At 67.2% G+C, this 23,449-nt stretch carries 14 protein-coding genes and 3 rRNA genes; 7 read left to right on the top strand and 10 right to left on the bottom strand.

Going from position 1 to position 23,449, the window contains the following annotated elements; all coding sequences use genetic code 11:
• The first annotated feature begins 275 nt into the window (after positions 1 to 275).
• From AC5677_RS29255 to AC5677_RS29240, 4 genes are all read left to right on the top strand, one after another.
• A complete protein-coding gene (locus AC5677_RS29255) occupies positions 276 to 440 on the top strand; it encodes a hypothetical protein (RefSeq protein WP_497190883.1) in 165 nt (54 codons plus the stop codon).
• A 7-nt stretch (positions 441 to 447) separates the two neighbouring features.
• Positions 448 to 2,559 carry a flavin monoamine oxidase family protein gene (locus tag AC5677_RS29250; RefSeq protein WP_497190882.1) on the top strand — a complete coding sequence of 704 codons (2,112 nt, stop codon included), beginning with the start codon at positions 448 to 450 and terminating at the stop codon, positions 2,557 to 2,559.
• Positions 2,556 to 4,454, top strand: coding sequence for an alpha-keto acid decarboxylase family protein (locus AC5677_RS29245; protein WP_497190881.1), 1,899 nt, complete (start codon positions 2,556 to 2,558; stop codon positions 4,452 to 4,454). The genes AC5677_RS29250 and AC5677_RS29245 overlap by 4 nt, the downstream gene beginning before the upstream one ends.
• 226 nt (positions 4,455 to 4,680) lie before the next feature.
• On the top strand, positions 4,681 to 6,207 hold the full coding sequence (locus tag AC5677_RS29240; protein ID WP_497190880.1) for a GMC family oxidoreductase: 1,527 nt from the start codon (positions 4,681 to 4,683) through the stop codon (positions 6,205 to 6,207).
• Between the two features lie 146 nt (positions 6,208 to 6,353).
• On the opposite strand, the gene AC5677_RS29235 is transcribed toward AC5677_RS29240, so the two are convergent.
• The gene (locus AC5677_RS29235) at positions 6,354 to 8,306 is read right to left on the bottom strand and encodes a DnaA ATPase domain-containing protein (protein WP_497190879.1); all 1,953 of its coding nucleotides are present in this window, start codon (positions 8,304 to 8,306) and stop codon (positions 6,354 to 6,356) included.
• Between the two features lie 117 nt (positions 8,307 to 8,423).
• Between AC5677_RS29235 and AC5677_RS29230 the strand changes: the two genes are divergently transcribed.
• On the top strand, positions 8,424 to 8,621 hold the full coding sequence (locus AC5677_RS29230; protein ID WP_497190878.1) for a hypothetical protein: 198 nt from the start codon (positions 8,424 to 8,426) through the stop codon (positions 8,619 to 8,621).
• 118 nt (positions 8,622 to 8,739) lie between these two features.
• Here AC5677_RS29230 and AC5677_RS29225 read toward each other — a convergent pair whose 3' ends face one another.
• From AC5677_RS29225 to map, 3 genes are all read right to left on the bottom strand, one after another.
• Entirely contained in the window at positions 8,740 to 9,417 is a 678-nt protein-coding gene (locus tag AC5677_RS29225; protein WP_497190877.1) for a DUF305 domain-containing protein, read from the bottom strand.
• Positions 9,418 to 9,511: 94 nt separating this feature from the next.
• Positions 9,512 to 10,030: a DUF6153 family protein gene (locus AC5677_RS29220; protein WP_497190876.1), complete on the bottom strand. Its 519-nt coding sequence runs from the start codon at positions 10,028 to 10,030 to the stop codon at positions 9,512 to 9,514.
• 209 nt (positions 10,031 to 10,239) lie between these two features.
• On the bottom strand, positions 10,240 to 11,058 hold the full coding sequence (gene map, locus AC5677_RS29215) for a type I methionyl aminopeptidase (protein WP_497190875.1): 819 nt from the start codon (positions 11,056 to 11,058) through the stop codon (positions 10,240 to 10,242).
• A gap of 114 nt (positions 11,059 to 11,172) precedes the next feature.
• Between map and AC5677_RS29210 the strand changes: the two genes are divergently transcribed.
• Positions 11,173 to 11,445: a helix-turn-helix domain-containing protein gene (locus AC5677_RS29210; protein WP_497190874.1), complete on the top strand. Its 273-nt coding sequence runs from the start codon at positions 11,173 to 11,175 to the stop codon at positions 11,443 to 11,445.
• 161 nt (positions 11,446 to 11,606) lie between these two features.
• Positions 11,607 to 12,596 (top strand): dTDP-glucose 4,6-dehydratase, encoded by a 990-nt coding sequence (gene rfbB / locus AC5677_RS29205; RefSeq protein WP_497190873.1) that lies wholly within the window; start codon positions 11,607 to 11,609, stop codon positions 12,594 to 12,596.
• A gap of 281 nt (positions 12,597 to 12,877) precedes the next feature.
• Here the strand turns inward: rfbB and AC5677_RS29200 are convergent, their stop codons facing one another.
• The 6 genes from AC5677_RS29200 to AC5677_RS29175 form a co-directional block, all read right to left on the bottom strand.
• Entirely contained in the window at positions 12,878 to 13,192 is a 315-nt protein-coding gene (locus tag AC5677_RS29200; protein ID WP_497190872.1) for an SDR family NAD(P)-dependent oxidoreductase, read from the bottom strand.
• 7 nt (positions 13,193 to 13,199) lie between these two features.
• Positions 13,200 to 13,316, bottom strand: a 5S ribosomal RNA gene (gene rrf, locus AC5677_RS29195).
• A 74-nt stretch (positions 13,317 to 13,390) separates the two neighbouring features.
• Positions 13,391 to 16,512 (bottom strand): 23S ribosomal RNA (locus tag AC5677_RS29190).
• A 299-nt stretch (positions 16,513 to 16,811) separates the two neighbouring features.
• Positions 16,812 to 18,340: ribosomal RNA gene (locus AC5677_RS29185) — 16S ribosomal RNA — on the bottom strand.
• Together the 16S, 23S and 5S rRNA genes form the textbook arrangement of a ribosomal RNA operon.
• Positions 18,341 to 19,749: 1,409 nt before the next feature.
• Positions 19,750 to 21,078, bottom strand: coding sequence for a class I SAM-dependent RNA methyltransferase (locus tag AC5677_RS29180; RefSeq protein ID WP_497190871.1), 1,329 nt, complete (start codon positions 21,076 to 21,078; stop codon positions 19,750 to 19,752).
• 100 nt (positions 21,079 to 21,178) lie between these two features.
• Positions 21,179 to 23,251: an APC family permease gene (locus AC5677_RS29175; protein ID WP_497190870.1), complete on the bottom strand. Its 2,073-nt coding sequence runs from the start codon at positions 23,249 to 23,251 to the stop codon at positions 21,179 to 21,181.
• Positions 23,252 to 23,449 lie beyond the last annotated feature (198 nt).

Genomic DNA, 23,449 nt, shown 5'->3' with positions numbered 1-23,449 from the left:
CTCCTGACCCCTCTCCCCCGGGCCCGCCCGGCCCGCACTCCGGCCCGCCCCGCCTCGCGCGACGCCACGCGGCACGCCCTGCGCACGCTCACCGATTCGAGTAGGTCCCGTGCTCCGGTTGGCGCCGGTGCATATGCGGGCGGGGCATTTCCCTGTTCGGCTGGCAGCGCAGGCCGCACACCGGCTGCCTTCGGTGTGCCCTGCTTCTTTTCCCTCATCAGTCGGCGTGCGGTGACGCGGAATTCGCCTGCGCGCAGCCCCAGACAGGGAGACCAGTGACCACTACTTCCGTACGGCCCGCCGCCGTGCCGGACATCGGGCGGATCACCGTGCCGCTGCCCGGCTCCGTCCTGACCACCGGTGCGGTCCACGCCTGCACGCCCCCGCTCACCACTCCGCGGCGGCCCGCCGCGCACTCCTCGCGGCACAGGAAGGGCTGACGACGCCATGGACAACCACAGCGACCGCCCAGGAACCAACGGCGTCGAGCGCGCCCATGCCCGGACCTATCAACAACTCGCCCGCGAACTCCTGCTGATCGGCCCCGAGCCGGCCAATGAGGACCTCAAGCTGCGCTATCTCGACGTACTGATCGACAAGGGGCTGCCGCCGACCGTCGTACCCAAGCGCGTACTGATCGTCGGGGCGGGCATCGCCGGCCTGGTCGCCGGCTCGCTGCTGACCCGCGCCGGGCACGATGTGACGATCCTGGAGGCCAACGCCAACCGGGTCGGCGGCCGGATCAAGACCTTCCACACCAAGAAGGGGCAGCGGCCGCCGTTCACCGATCCCGCGCAGTACGCGGAGGCCGGGGCGATGCGGCTGCCCAGCTTCCATCCGCTGACGCTGGCGCTGATCGACCGACTCGGCCTGAAACGACGGCTGTTCTTCAATGTCGACATCGACCCGACGACGGGCAACCAGGAGGCGCGGGTACCGCCCGTGGTCTACCGCTCGTTCAAGGACGGCAAGGTGTGGACGAATGGCGAGCCGAGCCCCGAATTCCAGGAACCCGCCAAGCGCAACCAGACCTGGATCCGCACCAACCGGGAGCAGGTCCGGCGCGCCCAGTACGCCACGGACCCGTCCGGGATCAACGAAGGCTTCCATCTGACCGGCTGCGAATCGCGGCTGACCGTCTCGGAGATGGTCCACCAGGCGCTGGAACCGGTGCGCGACTACTACTCCGTACTGCAGAGCGACGGGAAACGGGTCCCCAAGCCCTTCAAGGAGTGGCTGGACGGCTGGGCCGACGTCATCCGCGACTTCGACGGCTACTCGATGGGCCGCTTCCTGCGGGAGTACGCCGGATTCAGCGATGAGGCCATCGAGGCCATCGGCACGATCGAGAACATGACCTCGCGGCTGCACCTCGCGTTCTTCCACAGCTTCCTGGGGCGCAGCGACATCGACCCGACGGCCACGTACTGGGAGATCGAGGGCGGCAGCCGCATGCTTCCGGAGGCGCTCGCCAAGGATCTGGGCGACCAGATCGTGATGGGCCGGCGGATGGTCCGGCTGGAGTACTACGACCCGGGCCGCGACGGCTCGCACGGCGGGCTCGCCGGACCGGGCGGGCCCGCGGTCGCGATCCAGACCGTGCCCGAGGACGCCCCGTACAGCGAGCCGGAGACCTGGACCGGTGACCTGGCGATCATCACCATCCCGTTCTCCAGCCTGCGCTTCACCGCCGTGACGCCGCCGTTCTCGTACAAGAAGCGCCGCGCCGTCATCGAGACGCACTACGACCAGGCCACCAAGGTGCTGCTGGAGTTCTCGCGCCGCTGGTGGGAATTCACCGAGGCGGACTGGAAGCGGGAGCTCGACGCCATCGATCCCGGTCTGTACGCGTACTACCAGCAGTGGGGAGAGGACCCGGCCGAAGCCGCGCTGGCCGTCCCGCAGGGCGTGCGGGACCTGCCCACCGGGCTGCTCGGCGCCCACCCCAGCGTCGACGAGAAACGGATCAGCGAGAAGCAGGTGGACTACCTGCGCAACTCCTCGCTGCACGGCGGCGTGCGCCCGGCCACCCACGCCTACGGCGGCGGCTCCACGACCGACAACGCCAACCGCTTCATGTACTACCCCTCGCACCCCGTCCCCGGCAGCAAGGGCGGCGTGGTGCTGGCCGGCTACTCCTGGTCGGACGACGCCGCGCGCTGGGACTCCTTCGAGGACCACGAGCGCTACGGCTATGCGCTGCTCAATCTCCAGTCCGTGCACGGCCGCCGGATCGAGGTCTTCTACACCGGCGCGGGCCAGACCCAGAGCTGGCTGCGCGACCCGTACGCCTGCGGTGAGGCGGCGGTCTACACCCCGCATCAGATGACCAGCTTCCACCTCGACGCGGTCCGTGCCGAGGGGCCGGTCCACTTCGCCGGTGAGCATGTGTCGCTGAAACACGCCTGGATCGAGGGCGCGGTGGAGACGGCCGTACGGGCCGCCCTCGCCGTCCACGAGTCTCCCACCACGGGCGAGAGCGCCGCCGAGGCGCCGCACCGGCGCAGGGATGCGGCCGCACCGTCCGAAGCGTCGCGAGAGGGAGCACTGACGTCATGAGCACCTCACAGACCTCACAGAACTGCACGGTGGCCGAGTACCTGGCCATCCGGCTGGAACAGCTCGGCATCACCCATCTGTTCGGCGTCCCGGGCAACCACCTCGGCCCGTTCCTGTCGACGCTGCACGAGAAGACCCACGTCCGCTGGGTGGGCACCCCGACCGAGGGCGGCGCCGGCCAGGCCGCGGACGGCTACGCCCGGGTGAAGGTCGCCGATGCCGAGACCGCGCTCGGCGAGCAGGGCATCGGCGCGGTCGCGGTCACCTACGGCGTGGGCGCGGCCAATCTGCTCAACGCGATCGGCGGCGCCTACGCCGAGTACGTCCCGCTGATCGCGGTCAACGCGGCCCCCACGTACGAGGAGTGGCTGAACCAGCGGGCGATCGGCCTGCTCACCTCGCACATGTCCCAGCGCCCGGAGAGCAATCTGGACATCTACCGCCAGGTGACGGTGGACGCCCAGGCCATCTCCCACCCGGGTCTGGCCCCCGGCCAGATCGACGGCGCCCTCACCGCCTGTCTGACCCACCGCCGGCCGGTCTATCTGGAGGTGATGGAGGACGTCTGGGAGGCCCGGTGCCCCGCGCCACGCGGGTTGCTGACCCGGCAGGAGAGGCCGCTCACCCCGCAGAACCGGCGGATGCTGGAGGCGGCGGTCGCGGCCTGCGTGGAGCTGGTGCGGGACCACGACAGCAACCCGATCCTGTGGGCCGGTGAGGAGATCGACCGGTTCAACCTGGCCGAGGAGTTCGAGAAGCTGGTCCGCGCGACCCTCATCCCGTTCTGCACCACCGTCGGGGCCAAGTCCGTCGTGTCCGAGGACACTCCGGGCTTCTGCGGCGTCTACAACGGCAAGGCCAGCGATCCGGACGTGGCCAAGGTCTTCCAGAACGCCGGCTGCCGCATCGGGCTGGGCTCGTGGGCGACGTCGAAGAACCTCGGCGGCCGGCGGTCGATCGGCACCGACTGGGCGGTCGCCGCCCATGAGGGGGTGCATGTCGGCGCCTCGTACTTCCCGGACGTCCGGCTGGCGGATTTCCTCCCCGCACTGCGCGAGGCGTTCGTCGCGGACTTCGGGGAAGGCGCCTTCGCCGCCGACTACTTCGCCGACGCGCACAAGGCGGGCCTCGAAGTCCCCGGCAGCACCGCCGCCTACCTCACGTCCCTGACCGGCGGCCCCTACCCGGAGAACGTGACGTACGACAGCTTCTTCCGGCACCTCAGCGCCTTCCTGGAGACGCAGGCCACCGACGAATCCGGAGCGCGCACCACACCGTTCACGGTGATCAGCGACGCCGCGTTCGCGCTGATCGGCTCGATGAATCTGCGGATGCCGGAGCGCGCCTCGTTCGTGGCGCAGAACAGCTGGCTGTCCATCGGCTACTCGGTCGGCGCGGCCACCGGGGTGGCGCTGGGCCGCGGCAGCACCGGCAAACGCCCCCTGGTGTTCGTCGGCGACGGCTCGTTCCAGGAGACCTGCCAGGAGATGTCCACGCACGTCCGGCACGGGCTGCGCCCGGTGGTGTTCGTCCTGGACAACGCGGGCTTCTACGGCATCGAGCAGATGCTCGTCCACCCCTGCTACTACAAGGACGGGGTACCCGACTCCGACGGCGCCGACTTCTACAACGAGCTGCAGCCCTGGCAGTACGACAAGCTCGCGGCGGTCTTCGGCTCCGAGAAGCACCCGATGCACGGGGCCGTCGTCCGCAAGCACGACGATCTCGCCACCCTGCTGAAGCGGATCGCCGAGCCCACCGACGCGATCAATCAGGGTCCCGTCCTCGTACGGGTGCAGCTGGATCGGCGCGACTATCCCAAGGCGCTCAAGTACAAGATCGACGAGAACTGCCCGCCGCGCGCCGGCGCCGCATCGAAAGGAGCGGCGCGATGACCCCTGACGCATAGCGGTCGCCGTCGGCGCGGCGGGGCCCGGCGGAACCCCGGGCGAGGGTTCAGGCCCCTGTTGTCCGTTGGGCCCGCCGGCCCCGCCGCGCCCCGCCAGAATCGATGACAGCGGTGTGACCGCCGCCGCCGGACGGGATCCGACCGGCATCAACATCCGGTGGCCGCCGACGCGTTGAGGCCGTCGGCACGGACACCGGCAGGGGAAGGACACCATGCTGTCGCAGGATTTTGACTACATCGTCGTCGGGGCCGGTTCGGCCGGCTGCGTGCTGGCCGCGCGGCTGTCCGAGGACGCGGAGACGACGGTACTGCTGCTGGAGGCGGGCCCGGAGGACACCCGGCCGGAGCTCGCCGTGCCACCCGCCTGGCCCGCGCTGCAGGGCACCGAGGCCGATCACGGCTACACGGCGGTGCCGCAGGCCGGTATCGACGCGCCGGCGCTTCCCTACCCGCGCGGCCGGACGCTGGGCGGGAGCAGCTCGATCAACGCGATGGTGTTCCTGCGCGGGCACCGCAACGACTACGACCGCTGGGCGGCGTCCGGGTGCGCCGGGTGGGGGTACGACGCGCTCCTGCCGTACTTCCGGCGGATGGAGACGGTCAGCGGCCGGGATCCGAAGTTCCGTGGCGACGGCGGCCCGATGCGGCCGGCGCCGGTGCGGGCCGAGGACGCCAACCCCCTGTCGGAGGTCTTCCTCGACGCGGCGGTGGCGGCGGGCCATCCGCTGACCGACGATTTCAACGGCGCCGTCCAGGAAGGCGCCGGATGGCACGACCTGAGCATCGCCGACGGCCGGCGGCAGAGCACCGCGACCGCGTATCTGCACCCCGTCCGCGCCGAACGGCCGAACCTCACCGTCTCGACCGACTCCCGCGCCCGCCGCCTGCTCTTCGACGGCAGCCGGTGCACGGGGGTGGAGTTCCAGCGGGCCGGGCAGACCCTCACCGCCCGGGCCCACGCCGAAGTGATCGTCAGCTCCGGCGCCGTGGATTCGCCACGGCTGCTGCTGCTCTCGGGCGTCGGCCCCGCGGACGAGCTGCGCCGGGCCGGTGTGGACGTCCATCACGACCTGCCCGGCGTCGGCCGCAATCTGCACGACCATCCGCTGTGTCCGGTCGTCTACGAGGCGAGCCGGCCGGTCCCCCCGGGGCGCACCAACCACGCCGAGACCTCGTTGCTCTGGCGCAGCGACGCCGCCCTCCCCGGGCCGGACATGCAGCTGATGTTCATTCACATCCCCTACCTCCCGCCGACGGTGCAGGCCCCGCCGCACGGCTTCGCCTTCGGCGTGGCGACCGTGCCGCAGAGCCGGGGCACGGTGCGCCTCGCGGACGCCGACCCCGACACACCGCCGCTGATCGACCCGAACTACCTCGGTGCGGAGTCGGACGTCCGGCGCATGCTCCACGGCATCGAGGTGGCGCGGGACATCGCGGCGGCCGCCCCCTTCGCACGGTGGCGCTCGCGCGAGGTGCTCCCCGGGGACGACGTCACCGACGAGGCGGGACTACGCCGCCGCCTGGCGGCCGCCACTGGAACGTACTTCCACCCCGTGGGCAGCTGCGCGATGGGCACCGGCCCCGACGCCGTGGTCGCCCCGGACCTGACCGTGCACGGCCTGGAGGGCCTGCGGGTGGCGGACGCGTCGGTCATGCCCACCATCGTCTCCGTCAACACGAACCCCGCGACGATGGTGATCGCGGAGAAGGCGGCCGACCTCATCCGCCGTACGGCATAGGCCCGGTGACGTGGCCGCTCGCCCGGCGGCGGGCGGCCACGGGGAACCGGCCCGCCGGACCGGGACGGCACAGGGAAGGACAAAGAAGCGTCAAAGGGCGTCCGGAGCCCCGCACCCTCGACGCCCCCGCCGCCCTCCGCCGCCCCTCAGGGAAAGAGAATGCCGTTGGTCAATTCCGTGACCTGGTTGTAGATGGAGCGGCGCTCGCTCATCATGGCCCGGATCTTCCGGTCCGCGTAGAGCACCGCGCCGGGATCCTTGCCACCGAGCAGCGCGGCGATGGTGGGCACGGAGTAGCCCGTCAGCTCCCGGCACAGGTACATGGCGATCTGTCGGGCGGTCACCAGCACCCGCGAACGATCGGTGCCCCGAAGATCCTCGACGGACAGCCCGAAGTAGTGTCCGGTCTTCCGTATGACGGCTTCCCCGGTGATGTCCGATCCCGCGCCCGGCTGCAGGTCGTCGAGGACGATTTTGGTGAGGCCGGTGTCGACCGGGCACCGGTTGAGGTTCGCGAAGGCCGTCACCCTGACGAGGGCGCCTTCGAGCTCCCGGATGGTCCGGCCCGCGCGAGCGGCGATCATCTCCAGTGCGTCCAGCGGGACGTCGTGCCGCTCCTTCTCCGCCTTCTTACGGAGAATCGCCAGGCGGGTCCGGGCGCTGGGTACTTCCACACCGATGTCCAGGCCGCCCGCCAAGCAGTCGCGCAGCCCCCTCTCCAGGTGCGGCATCTGTACGAGGGACGGGCCCGAGGCGAGGACGACCTGCTTGTCGGCGTTCAGCAGCGCGGTCAGTACGTCCGCGAAGAGTTCTTGGGAGGCGCCGCTCCGCGCCGACCACTGCACGTCGTCGACCAGCAGCATGTCGACCGACCCGAAGCGCTGCTGGAACGTGCCGTACGCCGCGCCCCGCCGCGCCGGACGCAGGACCCCGAGGAGCTCCCGGTAGTCCACGTAAGGGGACCTGGTCTTCGGATAGAGGGTGCAGGTGTAGTGGCCGATCGCCCGGAGCAGATGCGTTTTGCCGAGCCCCGGGCCGCCGTGGATGAGCAGCGGGTTGTAGTCCTGGGCGGGCGCTTCGGCGACGGCGACGGCGACATCGTGGGCGAAGCGGTTGGCCGCCTCCGCCGCGAAGTTCTCGAACCGGTAGGGGTGGTCGGGCGCGGAGGTCGCCACCGGACCGAGCCGGGGGCGAGGAATCCGGGAGGCTCGTTCCGTACGGTCGCGGGCGGCATCGGTGAACGGCTCGGCCGACCCCCACCCGTCGGCCGGCCCGGACCCGGCTCGTACGTCGCCGTCGTCCAGGCTCGCCACGCGCGACCGTAACCACTGCAGCTCATCCTCCAGCGCCGTCACCCGGACGGTCTGGGCGCGCGCTTCGTGTTGGGCCTCTTGTCGGGCCTCCTGCTGGTCCTGCGACCCGGCGTCGGCGCGAACTCCTTGCTCCGCCTGCACGAGTTGCCGTTCCAGTTCGTTGCACCGCTCCTCGGCGCGGATCCGTCGGGCGTGTGCGTCCTTCAGTTCCTCGCTCAGGTCCGCCACCTGGTCCCGCAGCTCGTCGCGCTCCTTGCGCAGCGCGACGAGGGGATCCAGGGCGTCCTCATGCATCCGCGGCACCAGATGCACACCGGACCGGTCCCGGAAATCCGCCGACTCCAGCTGCCGCAGCTGCAGTTCGAGGTCGGCAACCCGGTGTTGCGCGTCGAGCAACGCATCCTCGATGGCCCGCTCGCGGACCACGGAGCGCCGTGCACTGCGGTCGGCGTCCGCCAGTTGCGCCTCCAGCAGCTGCACGCGGTGCTGCGGGGAACCGCCGGCGGCCAGCGCGCGGCGGTGCAGTCCCCTCAGGTGTTCCACCATGTCGGGGGTTGCGGCGGTCCCCCGCTGCTCGGCCACATCGGTCAGCAGATCCGCGACGAACTCCCAGGCGGGGATGCGCGTTCCGTTCAGGAAGCGGGAGATGGAGCCCGCGTCCCGGTGCCGGCGCGCCCCGTACCGCCGCACGCTGACCTCCAGCGCGCCGAACAGGCTGCGGAGCGCCAGCGCCAGCTCACCGGCCTCGTACGGAAGATCGCTGCCGAGCGGCTCAAGGCTTCCCATGTCTCACACCCTTCGGGTGTTGCGGCGACTCGGCAACTGTGCCGACTCCCGCAACAGGCCCGCTCCGTCCGAATCTGTAGTCACCCTCATACAAGGCATGACAAGAGAGGCATCGTAGTGAACAGCGCTCCGCGGCGAATCGATCTCGTCGCATTCCTGGCCGTCCTGGCGACGGGCATCGTGCTCATCCGCACCGGCGTGCAGCCCGCCGCCCTCGCTCCCGTGGCCCTTGGCCTGTCGGGCCTGTACGCCGCCTGGCACCACACCGCTGCCGCGGCACGGGCCCGCGGGCAGGCCCGTGCCGTGGACCGCTGACGGCGGTCGCCCGATCCGGCGGTGGTGACGCCGGGCCGTTGCGGGCCTGCCGGCGACAGGCCCGCAACGGTGCGCACCGCTTCCGTACGCACCGAAGCGGTGCGCGGGAGAGGGGGGATCAGAGCCGGTCGAGGATCTTGTTCATCTTGTCGACCTCGGCGGTCTGGTTCTTGATGACGTTGCCGGCGAGCTTCTTCGCGGTCGCGTTGCGGCCGTTCTTCTGCTCGTCCTTGGCCATGGTGATCGCGCCGTTGTGGTGGCCGATCATCATCTGCGCGAACTTCTTGTCGAAGTCCTTGCCCTTGGCCGCCTTGAGATCCGTCATGTCCTTCTCGGACATCATCCCGGCCATGTCGCCCGTCTTGTCCATGCCGCCCGATCCGTGGTGCATACCGGGCATGCCGTGCGAGGGCGACTCCGGCTCGCCCCATGTCCTGAGCCACGACCGCATGGTCTTGATCTCCGGGTCCTGGGCCTTCTCGATCGCGGCCGCCAGCGTCTTGATCTGCGCGTCCGAGGCGCGCCCGTCGGCCAGCTCGGCCATCTCCACGGCCTGCTGGTGGTGCGGGATCATGCTCTGCGCGAAGGTGACGTCCGCGGTGTTGAACGCCCCCGGAGCGGGCCGCGCGCCGGTCTCCTTGGATGCGGTCGGCGCGGCCTGGCCCCCGTGGTGCTTCCCGCTCGTGTCGCCGTTGCCGCCGCACGCGGCAAGCAGCAGCGCTCCCGAAGCGATGATGCCCACGGCCGCCAGGCGGCGGTTGAGGGGACGTCGGACGGCACGCTCGATGGAACTCATGTCGATACACCTCATGTTGTCGGTGGTGCGGATGTGTTGCGCGTACGCGGCTTCGCGGGCCACGCGCAGTGCGCGGCCGCGAGGACGGGTCGGCCTAGATCCGCAGAACTGACAACTGGGTGAGATCGGGTCCGCGTGGCGGAGGGTTGGGCCGCAGCAGGACGACGGCCTTCGCGAGGAGGTTCGCCGACCATCCGATGTGCCGGGCCAGGGCCGCTCGCAGCAGCATCGCGAGCACCCAGGTGCCGAGCACGGCCATACACAGCGAGGCCATGTTCATGGCGCTGCCGGGCCCCGGTGCGTAATGCGCCGACGGATCGGCGGAATTCCCGGAATGGGCAGTGTGGGCGGTGTGAGCGGGACGCGTCCGGCCGCTCCCGGCTCCGGAGACGGACCCAGAGGCGGCCTCAGGGACAGTCTCGGGGGCGGCAGATGCCATGGACATCGCGCCCCGGCCGGCCGCATGGCCCGCCGCGGCGTGCTCCCCGGAGCCGGCGGTCCCATCGGGATGACCGACGGTGTGCATGACGAAGACGCCGAGCGCGAGCACGACGACCAGCAGGAGGTGCGCCAGGGCGCCGCCCGCTCGTACTTGCCGTCGTCTCGTCGTCACCGCCGCTGCCACCTCCTCGGGAAGACTGTACTCAAACCGAACTCGAACCGAGCGCAGCGGAACCCCGCCACCGGCCCCCGCCGTACGCCCGCAGCCCGTCGCATGCCACCGGGCCGCGGCCGCTCCCGCCGCATCACCCGCACCCACCGGATCAGCCGGTCGCCGGCGGTCCGGCGGTCCGGCGGCCGCACCGTTGCCCCAAAGGCTCGTCACTGCGTGGCCGTGGGCGCTTCCTGCCGGCCTTCCTGCTCTTCCTTGTGGCCGGGGCGCCGGGTGAGCACGAGGGGACCGTTCTCGGTGATGGCGATCGTGTGCTCGGAGTGGGCGGTGCGCGAGCCGTCGGCCGAGCGGATGGTCCAGCCGTCCGGGTCGAAGACGATCTTGTCGGTGCCGCGGGCGAACCAGGGCTCGATCGCGAGCGTCAGGCCGGGGCGCAGCTTCAGGCCGCGGCCGCTCCGGCCGTCGTTGGGGACGTGCGGGTCCTCGTGCATGGTGCGGCCGAGGCCGTGCCCGCCGAACTCCAGGTTGACCGGGTAGCCGTAGTCGGCGGCGACCGCACCGATGGCCGCGGAGATGTCCCCGAGCCGGTTGCCCGGCCGGGCGACCTCGATCGCGGCCTCCAGGGCGACCTCGGTGGACTCGATCAGCCGCTGGTCCTCCTCGTCCGGGGTGCCGACGATGACGGAGCAGGCCGAGCCCGCGACCCAGCCGTCGATGCCCACCGCCATGTCCATGCTCAGCAGGTCCCCGTCGCGCAGCTGGTAGCTGTGCGGCAGGCCGTGCAGCACGGCGTCGTTGACCGAGAGGCACACGACGTTACGGAACGGACCGTTGCCGAACGAGGGTGTGTAGTCCCAGTAGCAGGACTCCGCGCCGCGCTCCTTGATCCGGCGGCGGGCGTGGTGTTCGAGGTCCATCAGGTCGACCCCCACCGCGGCGAGGTCGCCGAGCTCCGCCAGCACCTGGCCGACGAACTGTCCGGTCACGCTCATGCGCTCGATTTCACGCTGAGACTTGAGCTCGATCACTACGATCCTCGATTCCCCAGGCACGGTAGGCAGGTAGGTGGACAGGCGATAGGTATATTTATACCAGGCGACCACGTGATTGCTGCCGGAAACCTGTGGCAATACCATGGCGCCATGGTCCGCCAGCCGCTCGCCCCCGAACAGATCGAGGCGGGCCGACGCCTCGGGATCGCGCTGCGCAACGCCCGAGCCGGACGCAACCCCGCAGAGGTGTCCCTGGCGGCGGGCATTTCACCGGAGACCCTCCGCAAGATCGAGACCGGCCGGCTGCCGACGCCCGCCTTCGGCACGATCGTCCGGCTCAGCGGAGTACTCGGCATCTCCCTCTCCGAACTCGCCGACGCCTGGAGCGCCGATCCGGCCCTGCGCGAGGCCTCCTGCCAGTAGCCGTCCGTCGGCCTCACCGGCTGCCGTCGGCGTTCACGGGGTCCGGCCATCCGACCGTCCGGGCCCATCCACCCGGGTCCATCCACCCGAGTCCGGCCGCCCGGTCCCCGCCGACATCCGCGAACGCCTGCCGGATCCCCGTCGAGCTAGAGTTCGGGAGCATGCGGCTCCTCGTCACCGGCGGCGCCGGGTTCATCGGCTCGGAATTCGTCAGATCTCTCCTGCTGTCCCGGCACCCGGTGCACCACGGCATACGGATCACCGTCCTGGACAACCTCACGTACGCCGGGGTCATGGCCAACCTCGCCCCGGTGTCCGAGCACCCCGGATTCACCTTCGTCCGCGGCGACATCTGCGACGCGGACCTGGTCGACGAGGTCATGCCCGGCCATGACGCCGTGGTGCATTTCGCCGCCGAGTCCCATGTCGACAGGTCCATCGCGGGAGCACGCCCGTTCGTCCTGACCAATGTGCTCGGCACACAGACGCTGCTGGACGCCGCGCACCGCCACGGCATCGGCCGCTTCGTCCACGTCTCGACCGACGAGGTCTACGGATCGATCCCCACCGGCTCCTGGACCGAGGAGAGCCCGCTCTCCCCCAACTCGCCCTACGCCGCCTCCAAAGCCGGCTCCGACCACCTCGCCCTGGCCTTTCACCGCACCCACGGCCTGGACGTCGTGGTGACCCGCTGTTCCAACAACTACGGCCGGTACCAGTTCCCGGAGAAGGTGATCCCGCTCTTCGTCACCAACCTGCTGGACGGCAGACCGATCCCCGTCTACGGGGACGGGCGCAACATACGCGATTGGCTGCACGTCTCCGACCACTGCCGCGGCCTCGATCTGGCACTGCGCAAGGGACGGCCCGGCCACGTCTACCACCTCGGCGGCGGCACCGAGCTGACCAACGAGGAGCTGACCGGCCTGCTGCTCGAGGCGACCGGCACGGGCTGGGACATGGTGCGGCGGGTACCCGACCGCAAGGGACACGACCTGCGCTACTCCCTCGACTGCCGCAAGGCCGCGGAGGAACTGGGCTACGCGGCCGAGGTGAGCCTGCCGGACGGACTGGCGGACACCGTGGCCTGGTACCGCGAACACCGCGACTGGTGGGAACCACTACGGCCGCCGCCGGACCTCCCCTCCTGACCGCCCGAGGCTCGCGCCACCCTTCCCGGCGGGCGGCCAGTGGCCGTCCGTCTCCGGCCGGGGGTTGTGGGTGGACATCAGCGCGTGCCACAGGGCTTTGGGCTCACCGCGATTGCGGGCGCTGAACTCCTCCCAGTGTCAGTCCTGGCCGAGGAGCTGCTTCACCTGTGGGATCGCCGCGGCGTCGGGGCCGCTGCAGTAGTGGACCTTACGCGTGATGCCATCGGTGACCATCCGGAACATCACCTCGGCGGTGATCGCCAGGTCGGAGCGGACCAGGTTCAGGGAGGCGAAGGTGTTCCAGGAGGCCGTGAAGTCCTCTGGGACGCCCTCGCGCGGTCGGCCTTGGTGAAAATCTTGGTTTCCGTGCTGCCGAGGTGCAGTACCTTGACCGCCACGCCGAACTCGGCGAGCTCGGCGTGCAGGCCCTCGCTGAGCGCCGCGACGGCGGCCTTGGATGCCTCGTAAACGGAGGTGTACGGAAATCCGGCGTCGGCGCTGATCGAGCTGGCTGGACGCTGGCCTTGGAAGAAAGCGAAAAGACGGACGCGGTGAACGCGGAAAAGCCCCGCACCATACGGTGCGGGGCTTCCCACAAAGATTGTTCGGCGGCGTCCTACTCTCCCACAGGGTCCCCCCTGCAGTACCATCGGCGCTGAAAGGCTTAGCTTCCGGGTTCGGAATGTAACCGGGCGTTTCCCTAACGCAATGACCACCGAAACACTATGAAGTTAACACCGGAGCATGACTCAACGGTCGTTACTTCAGAACCTACACAGTGGACGCGAGCAACTGAGGACAAGCCCTCGGCCTATTAGTACCAGTCAACTCCACACCTTACGGCGCTTCCATATCTGGCCTATCAACCCAGTCGTCTACTGGGAGCCTTAACCCCTCAAGGGGGTGGGAGCCCTCATCTCGAAGCAGGCTTCCCGCTTAGATGCTTTCAGCGGTTATCCTTTCCGAACGTAGCCAACCAGCCATGCCCTTGGCAGGACAACTGGCACACCAGAGGTTCGTCCGTCCCGGTCCTCTCGTACTAGGGACAGCCCTTCTCAAGACTCCTACGCGCACAGCGGATAGGGACCGAACTGTCTCACGACGTTCTAAACCCAGCTCGCGTACCGCTTTAATGGGCGAACAGCCCAACCCTTGGGACCGACTCCAGCCCCAGGATGCGACGAGCCGACATCGAGGTGCCAAACCATCCCGTCGATATGGACTCTTGGGGAAGATCAGCCTGTTATCCCCGGGGTACCTTTTATCCGTTGAGCGACGGCGCTTCCACAAGCCACCGCCGGATCACTAGTCCCTACTTTCGTACCTGCTCGACCCGTCAGTCTCACAGTCAAGCTCCCTTGTGCACTTACACTCAACACCTGATTGCCAACCAGGCTGAGGGAACCTTTGGGCGCCTCCGTTACTCTTTAGGAGGCAACCGCCCCAGTTAAACTACCCACCAGACACTGTCCCTGATCCGGATCACGGACCCAGGTTAGACATCCAGCACGACCAGAGTGGTATTTCAACAATGACTCCACAACCACTGGCGTGGCTGCTTCAAAGTCTCCCACCTATCCTACACAAGCCGAACCGAACACCAATATCAAGCTATAGTAAAGGTCCCGGGGTCTTTCCGTCCTGCTGCGCGAAACGAGCATCTTTACTCGTAATGCAATTTCACCGGGCCTATGGTTGAGACAGTCGAGAAGTCGTTACGCCATTCGTGCAGGTCGGAACTTACCCGACAAGGAATTTCGCTACCTTAGGATGGTTATAGTTACCACCGCCGTTTACTGGCGCTTAAGTTCTCAGCTTCGCCACACCGAAATGTGACTAACCGGTCCCCTTAACGTTCCAGCACCGGGCAGGCGTCAGTCCGTATACATCGCCTTACGGCTTCGCACGGACCTGTGTTTTTAGTAAACAGTCGCTTCTCGCTGGTCTCTGCGGCCACCACCAGCTCACCGAGTAAATCGGATCACCAGCAATGGCCCCCCTTCTCCCGAAGTTACGGGGGCATTTTGCCGAGTTCCTTAACCATAGTTCACCCGAACGCCTCGGTATTCTCTACCTGACCACCTGAGTCGGTTTAGGGTACGGGCCGCCATGAAACTCGCTAGAGGCTTTTCTCGACAGCATAGGATCATCCACTTCACCACAATCGGCTCGGCATCAGGTCTCAGCCTTAACGTGTGACGGATTTGCCTACCACACGGCCTACACCCTTACCCCGGGACAACCACCGCCCGGGCTGGACTACCTTCCTGCGTCACCCCATCGCTTACCTACTACCACCTTGGGTCAGCGGCTCCACCACGTCCCTTCGTCCGAAGACTCCAGGCCGGCTTCACGGCCTTAGCATTAATGGATTCGATATTGGGCGTTTCAAAGCGGGTACCGGAATATCAACCGGTTGTCCATCGACTACGCCTGTCGGCCTCGCCTTAGGTCCCGACTTACCCTGGGCAGATCAGCTTGACCCAGGAACCCTTAGTCAATCGGCGCACACGTTTCCCACGTGTGTATCGCTACTCATGCCTGCATTCTCACTCGTGAACCGTCCACAACTCGTTTCCACGGCTGCTTCACCCGGCACACGACGCTCCCCTACCCATCACAGCAGACGTTGGTCCTAATGCTGCAATGACACGACTTCGGCGGTGTGCTTGAGCCCCGCTACATTGTCGGCGCGGAATCACTTGACCAGTGAGCTATTACGCACTCTTTCAAGGGTGGCTGCTTCTAAGCCAACCTCCTGGTTGTCTCTGCGACTCCACATCCTTTCCCACTTAGCACACGCTTAGGGGCCTTAGTCGATGCTCTGGGCTGTTTCCCTCTCGACCATGGAGCTTATCCCCCACAGTCTCACTGCCGCGCTCTCACTTACCGGCATTCGGAGTTTGGCTAAGGTCAGTAACCCGGTAGGGCCCATCGCCTATCCAGTGCTCTACCTCCGGCAAGAAACACACGACGCTGCACCTAAATGCATTTCGGGGAGAACCAGCTATCACGGAGTTTGATTGGCCTTTCACCCCTAACCACAGGTCATCCCCCAGGTTTTCAACCCTGGTGGGTTCGGTCCTCCACGAAGTCTTACCTCCGCTTCAACCTGCCCATGGCTAGATCACTCCGCTTCGGGTCTTGGGCACGCTACTCAACGCCCTATTCGGACTCGCTTTCGCTACGGCTTCCCCACACGGGTTAACCTCGCAACATACCGCAAACTCGCAGGCTCATTCTTCAAAAGGCACGCAGTCACGACGTTGAATCCGAAGACTCAACGCGACGCTCCCACGGCTTGTAGGCACACGGTTTCAGGTACTATTTCACTCCGCTCCCGCGGTACTTTTCACCATTCCCTCACGGTACTATCCGCTATCGGTCACCAGGGAATATTTAGGCTTAACGGGTGGTCCCGCCAGATTCACACGGGATTTCTCGGGCCCCGTGCTACTTGGGTGTCTCTCAAACGAGCCGTCAATGTTTCAGCTACGGGGGTCTTACCCTCTACGCCGGACCTTTCGCATGTCCTTCGCCTACATCAACGGTTTCTGACTCGTCTCACAGCCGGCAGACTATGAAAGAGAGATCCCACAACCCCAACCACGCAACCCCTGCCGGGTATCACACGTGACTGGTTTGGCCTCATCCGGTTTCGCTCGCCACTACTCCCGGAATCACGGTTGTTTTCTCTTCCTGCGGGTACTGAGATGTTTCACTTCCCCGCGTTCCCTCCACACTGCCTATGTGTTCAGCAGCGGGTGACAGCCCATGACGACTGCCGGGTTTCCCCATTCGGACACCCCCGGATCAAAGCTCGGTTGACAGCTCCCCGGGGCCTATCGCGGCCTCCCACGTCCTTCATCGGTTCCTGGTGCCAAGGCATCCACCGTGCGCCCTTAAAAACTTGGCCACAGATGCTCGCGTCCACTGTGCAGTTCTCAAGCAACGACCAGCCACCCACCACCCCAACCCGAAGGCTGAGTTCACTGGGGCCGGCATCGCGAAGGTCCAGACCGTAGCCCGTACCCTCAGATACCCAACAACGTGCCCGACCCACCATCTCAATCCCCACGTTCCACGCCGAAGCAGTACTAGTGACAACCAATCAAGTGCGCCGAATAGTCAACGTTCCACCCATGAGCTAACCACCGTCGGACATTTGCCGACGTAGTGGCTCTGGATCCCTTACGGGATCTAGATGCTCCTTAGAAAGGAGGTGATCCAGCCGCACCTTCCGGTACGGCTACCTTGTTACGACTTCGTCCCAATCGCCAGTCCCACCTTCGACGATTCCCTCCCACAAGGGGTTGGGCCACCGGCTTCGGGTGTTACCGACTTTCGTGACGTGACGGGCGGTGTGTACAAGGCCCGGGAACGTATTCACCGCAGCAATGCTGATCTGCGATTACTAGCAACTCCGACTTCATGGGGTCGAGTTGCAGACCCCAATCCGAACTGAGACCGGCTTTTTGAGATTCGCTCCACCTCGCGGTATCGCAGCTCATTGTACCGGCCATTGTAGCACGTGTGCAGCCCAAGACATAAGGGGCATGATGACTTGACGTCGTCCCCACCTTCCTCCGAGTTGACCCCGGCAGTCTCCTGTGAGTCCCCATCACCCCGAAAGGCATGCTGGCAACACAGAACAAGGGTTGCGCTCGTTGCGGGACTTAACCCAACATCTCACGACACGAGCTGACGACAGCCATGCACCACCTGTACACCGACCACAAGGGGGACCCTGTCTCCAGGGTTTTCCGGTGTATGTCAAGCCTTGGTAAGGTTCTTCGCGTTGCGTCGAATTAAGCCACATGCTCCGCTGCTTGTGCGGGCCCCCGTCAATTCCTTTGAGTTTTAGCCTTGCGGCCGTACTCCCCAGGCGGGGAACTTAATGCGTTAGCTGCGGCACGGACGACGTGGAATGTCGCCCACACCTAGTTCCCAACGTTTACGGCGTGGACTACCAGGGTATCTAATCCTGTTCGCTCCCCACGCTTTCGCTCCTCAGCGTCAGTATCGGCCCAGAGATCCGCCTTCGCCACCGGTGTTCCTCCTGATATCTGCGCATTTCACCGCTACACCAGGAATTCCGATCTCCCCTACCGAACTCTAGCCTGCCCGTATCGAATGCAGACCCGGGGTTAAGCCCCGGGCTTTCACATCCGACGCGACAAGCCGCCTACGAGCTCTTTACGCCCAATAATTCCGGACAACGCTTGCGCCCTACGTATTACCGCGGCTGCTGGCACGTAGTTAGCCGGCGCTTCTTCTGCAGGTACCGTCACTCTCGCTTCTTCCCTGCTGAAAGAGGTTTACAACCCGAAGGCCGTCATCCCTCACGCGGCGTCGCTGCATCAGGCTTTCGCCCATTGTGCAATATTCCCCACTGCTGCCTCCCGTAGGAGTCTGGGCCGTGTCTCAGTCCCAGTGTGGCCGGTCGCCCTCTCAGGCCGGCTACCCGTCGTCGCCTTGGTAGGCCATCACCCCACCAACAAGCTGATAGGCCGCGGGCTCATCCTTCACCGCCGGAGCTTTCCACACGGAGGTCATGCGACCCCGTGTCGTATCCGGTATTAGACCCCGTTTCCAGGGCTTGTCCCAGAGTGAAGGGCAGATTGCCCACGTGTTACTCACCCGTTCGCCACTAATCCACCACCGAAGCGGCTTCATCGTTCGACTTGCATGTGTTAAGCACGCCGCCAGCGTTCGTCCTGAGCCAGGATCAAACTCTCCGTGAATGTTTACCCGTAATCGGGTGACACTCGCGTTGAGCGGAACGAGCGGGCGGAATAAGCCTGCTCGTTCACAGCGTCCTCGCTGTGTATTGCCTACCGTCACACAAGGTGTCGGCAGGACTTTCAAAGGAACCTCATCTCCCGGATGTTTCCGGTCGACGGGGTATCAACATATCTGGCGTTGACTTTTGGCACGCTGTTGAGTTCTCAAGGAACGGACGCTTCCTTTGTGCCTGTTTCACCAGGCTCTCCGGGCGCTTCCCTTCGGTCTTGCGTTTCCGACTCTATCAGATCCTTGCGGCTCCGATTTTCGCCGGTGCGATTCCGCCTTTCGGCTTCTTCGCGTTTCCAACCTTACCAGATCCGTTTCCGTCTCCGGCCCCCTGTTGGAGCGGGGTCGGCCGCTTCGCTTTCGCTTTTCGGCCTTTCCGACTGTATCAGATCCGATTTCGTTCCGCTTCCGGTTCGAATTCAGTTCCGATTTCCTGTCGGGGTCACTACTTTAGCGGAATTCCTCGGTGACTCATAATCGAGTCCCGGTCCGAATTTCGGCATGCCGAAATTGTTCCCGGTGAGGGGCCGTGCAGTAGTGGTGTGCCGCGAAGCGGCGGGATGGCTGCCGCAGAACCGTTACGGCCGTGTGGCAACTCGAAGAACTTACACGATCCGATGGGTGCAGCACGACTTGGGGGTACGTCCGCGGTGGTTCGAGCTGTCCCGGACCGCTGGGTCGCCGGAGCACCTGGTCACTGGGGCACCACCCACAAGGCAGGCGCATTCCGATGGTCTGTCCCGGTTCAGCACGCTCGCAGGGTTAGGTCTCCTGCGTGGGGGGACTGTGGTGGACGCATTGCGCGTCTGTGCTGTCGCTGTCCTCCCACTCCGCCGGGGGTTTCGCCGGTGTCCGGGAGGTGCGCCCAGCGCAGCTGCTGTGGCGGCAGCCAGCAGCGGCTCGACGATCTCGGCGGCCCGTCGGAAGGGCTGGAGCAGGCAGACCAGGGTAGGGCAGGGCAGGGCACCGCCTGAGACTCCATCAAGAGCCGTTCGTTCCTCATAGGGTCAGAGGTCGGCAGGGCGCGCGCTACACCTCAATGCCGGAGATGCCGACGCCTGGTGCCTGACACCTGAGTGCCAGTAATCCGGACGCCGAGGGTTGCTCCGTGCGCCCAACCGACCGTGGAACCAGGCCGAGCCGCGGCTTGCGGCGTGCTCGCCGCGGCGACGGCTGCTGACGGTGCTCTGCCTGGTTTCCAGGAAGCCAGACCCGGGGAGCGGACCTCCGCCCCGCCGCGCGTGACCTGCACCATCAGCGAGGGGACGAACCGTCGGACCATCGGAACGGGCGTCGCAAGCGTCACGATGCGGCCCGTAACACCCGCACCGCACGTCCTGCGCGCTCACAGAGCCCCAGCTCAGGAGCGCTTGGCCGCCCGCTCAAGGATCACGACGCACTCCACGTGATGCGTCATCGGAAACAGATCGAACGCCCGCATCCGCCGCGGCACATACCCCGTCTCGCCGAAGTACTTGAGGTCGCGGGCGAGGGCGGCCGGGTCGCAGGCGACGTAGGCGATGCGGCGGGGGGTGAGGGCGGCGAGGTGGTCGACGGTTTTCTTGCCGGCGCCGGCGCGCGGAGGGTCGAGGACGATCAGATCGACGTCGGTGATGCCGGTGCGGGGGAGGACGGCCTCGACCTTGCCGTGTTCGATGCGTACCCGGTCGAGGTCCTGGAGGTTGTGTCGGGCGTCCTCGACGGCGCGCTTGCCGGATTCGATGCCCAGGACGGCGCCCTTGTCGCCGACGCGTTCGGCGAGGGCGCCGGCGAAGAGGCCGACACCGCAGTAGAGGTCGAGGGCCATATCGCCCTTCTTCGGCATCAGGCCCTGCATGACGGCGTCGACGAGGAGGTCGGCGGCCTTCGGGTGGACCTGCCAGAAGCCGCCGTTGCCGACACGCCAGGTGCGGTCGGCGGCGCGTTCGCGGACGAAGGGGCGGCCGTGGACGCGGTGGACCTGTTCGTCCTTTTCGCCGATGCGCAGGACGGAGACGGGCTTGTCGAGTTCGACGATCGGCAGGCGGCCGCCGGGCTTGGGGGTGAGGATGACCTGGCGGTCGTTCGAGCCGGTGGCGGCGATCGCCTCGATGGTGGCGATGGTGGGCCACTCGCGCTTCTCGATGCCCAGCTCGGAGACGCCCGGGGCGGCGATCATGCAGTGGCTGACCGGCTCGATGTCGTGCGAGCGGTGCTTGCGCAGGCCCGCGTGGCCGTCGGCGTCCACCGCGTACTGGACGCGGGTGCGCCAGGCCGGTACCTCGCCCTTGGCGACCTTGTCGCCGGGGGCGGGCTCGACCGTGCCGTCCCAGCGGGCGTCCTCGGGCGAGAGGCCGGCCAGCCGCGCCAGCTGTTCGGCGATGACCGAGCCCTTCAGTCGGCGCTGGGCACCGGGGGCGGCGTGCTGCCAGTCGCAGCCGCCGCATTTGCCGGGGCCGGAGAACGGGCAGGGGGCCTCGACGCGGTCCTTCGCGGCGACGTGGATCGTCACGGCGTCGGCGCGCAGGAAGCGGTCGCCTTCTTCGCCGTGGGTGACGCGGGCGGTGACGCGCTCGCCGGGGAGGGTGTGGCGTACGAAGAGGACCTGGCCCTCTTCCGTACGGGCGACGCAGTGACCGCCATGGGCGACCGGGCCGACCTCGACCTCGTACTCCTCGCCGACCAGCGACTTCTTCGGTTCTGTCTGCATGGCGGGGAGGGCTCCTGGGGTGCGGGGCGAGAAAACGGTGACGGCCGGCCTCCGGGCGGGAGGCCAGCCGTCAAGTTTACGTCCCGTTGCGCGGTGCGCCCTACTTCTCGGCGACCCGCTCCTTCTTGACGGCCGCCTTCTCCTTCTTCGGCTGGGCGGCGACCGGGCCGCGCCGTACCGCACCGGGAGCGCTCCACTCGGCGCGCTTGCGGGCCCGCAGCTTGGCGGCCTCGGAGGAGTCCAGCTGCCAGGGCACGGAGGTGACCATGACGCCGGGGGTGAACAGGAGGCGGCCCTTGAGGCGCAGCGCGCTCTGGTTGTGGAGGAGGTGTTCGTACCAGTGGCCGACGACGTACTCGGGGATGAAGACGGAGACGGCGTCGCGCGGGCTCTCCCGGCGCAGCGACTTGACGTAGTCGATGAACGGGCGGGTGATCTCGCGGTAGGGGGAGGCCAGGACCTTGAGGGGGACCTCGATGCCGCGGCGCTCCCACTCCTCGCGCAGGGCCTTGGTGTCGGCCTGGTCCACGTCCACGCTGACGGCTTCGAGGGTGTCGGAGCGCATCAGCTTGGCGTAGTTCAGGGCGCGCAGGGTGGGCTTGTGGACCTTGGAGACCAGCACGATGGAGTGCACGCGGGAGGGGCGTACGACCTCGTCGTCCGCGGTGTCCTCGGCGGCGATCTCGTCGGCGACCCGGTCGTAGTGGCGGCGGATCGCGCTCATCGTGACGAAGAAGATGACCATGCCGAGCAGGGCCACCCAGGCGCCGTGGGTGAACTTGGTCAGCAGGACGACGAGGAGGACGAGGCCGGTGAGGCTGGCGCCGAAGGCGTTGATGGCGCGCGAGCGCTGCATGCGGCGGCGCTTGGCCGGGTCCTTCTCGGTCAGCAGGTGGCGGTTCCAGTGGCGGACCATGCCGATCTGGCTGAGCGTGAAGGAGACGAAGACGCCGACGATGTAGAGCTGGATGAGGCGGGTGGAGTCCGCGCCGTAGAGGTAGGTGAGGACGGCGGCGGCGCCGGCCAGCAGGACGATGCCGTTGGAGAAGGCCAGGCGGTCGCCGCGGGTGTGCAGCTGACGCGGCAGATAGCGGTCCTGGGCGAGGATCGAGCCGAGCAGCGGGAAGCCGTTGTATGCGGTGTTCGCGGCCAGGAAGAGGACCAGGGCGGTCGCGGCGGCGAGGACGATGAAGAGGAACGAGCCGTTGCCGAAGACCGCCTCGGCGACCTGGGAGATCACCGGGTTCTGGGTGTAGCCGGAGCCGACCGGCCTGCCGTGGTCCAGCAGGTCCTTGGCGGGGGTCTCCGCCATCTTGACGCCGGTCGTCATGGCCAGCGCGATGATGCCGCAGAACATGGTGACGGCGAGGCCGCCCATGAGGGCCAGCGTGGTGGCGGCGTTCTTGGACTTCGGCTTGCGGAAGGCCGGGACGCCGTTGGAGATCGCCTCGACGCCGGTCAGCGCGGCACAGCCGGAGGAGAAGGCGCGCAGGAGGAGGAAGATCAGCGCGAAGCCGGCCAGGCCGCCCTGTTCCGCGTGGATCGTGTAGTCGGCGGTGGGGGCCTTCATGCTGTCGCCCAGGACCAGGCCGCGGACGGCGCCCCAGGCGATCATGATGAAGACGCCGGCCACGAAGATGTAGGTGGGGATCGCGAAGAGCTTGCCCGACTCCTTGACCCCGCGCAGGTTCATCAGGGTGAGCAGGACGATGACGACGATCGCGCAGAGTGTCTTGTGCTCGACGACGAACGGGATCGCGGAGCCCAGGTTCTCGATTCCGGAGGAGATCGAGACCGCCACGGTCAGGACGTAGTCGACCAGCAGGGCGCTGGCGACGGTCAGACCGGCCTTGGGGCCGAGGTTGGTGGTGGCGACCTCGTAGTCGCCGCCGCCGCTCGGGTAGGCGTGCACGTTCTGCCGGTACGACGCCACGACGGTGAACATCAGCACCACGACCGCGACCGCGATCCAGGGGCTGAAGCTGTACGCACTGACACCCGCGACGGACAGGACGAGCAGCACCTCGCCCGGCGCGTACGCCACGGAGGAGAGCGGGTCGGAGGCGAAGACGGGGAGTGCGATGCGCTTGGGGAGCAGGGTCTCCCCGAGCTTGTCGCTGCGCAGTGCGCGCCCGATCAGGATCCGTTTGGGCACGTCGGTCAGTTTGGACACGGAGAGGATGCTAAGGGGTCGTCAAGGCCCATGCCCACCCACCACCCGCGCGGGTGGCCGCCACAAAGTGCGCTGCGCCACACCTGACCTGCGTGGCTGCCCTGGGGAACGCGGCGCCCGCACATAACCCGCACGTCACGGGCACATATCACCCACGAGACCCCTGATGTGGGTGATGTGCGTGGTTTTCGTCACGGC

It is taken from the genome of Streptomyces sp. JLSY215 (assembly GCF_059682825.1).
This window is presented reverse-complemented; position numbering and strand designations above follow the sequence as displayed.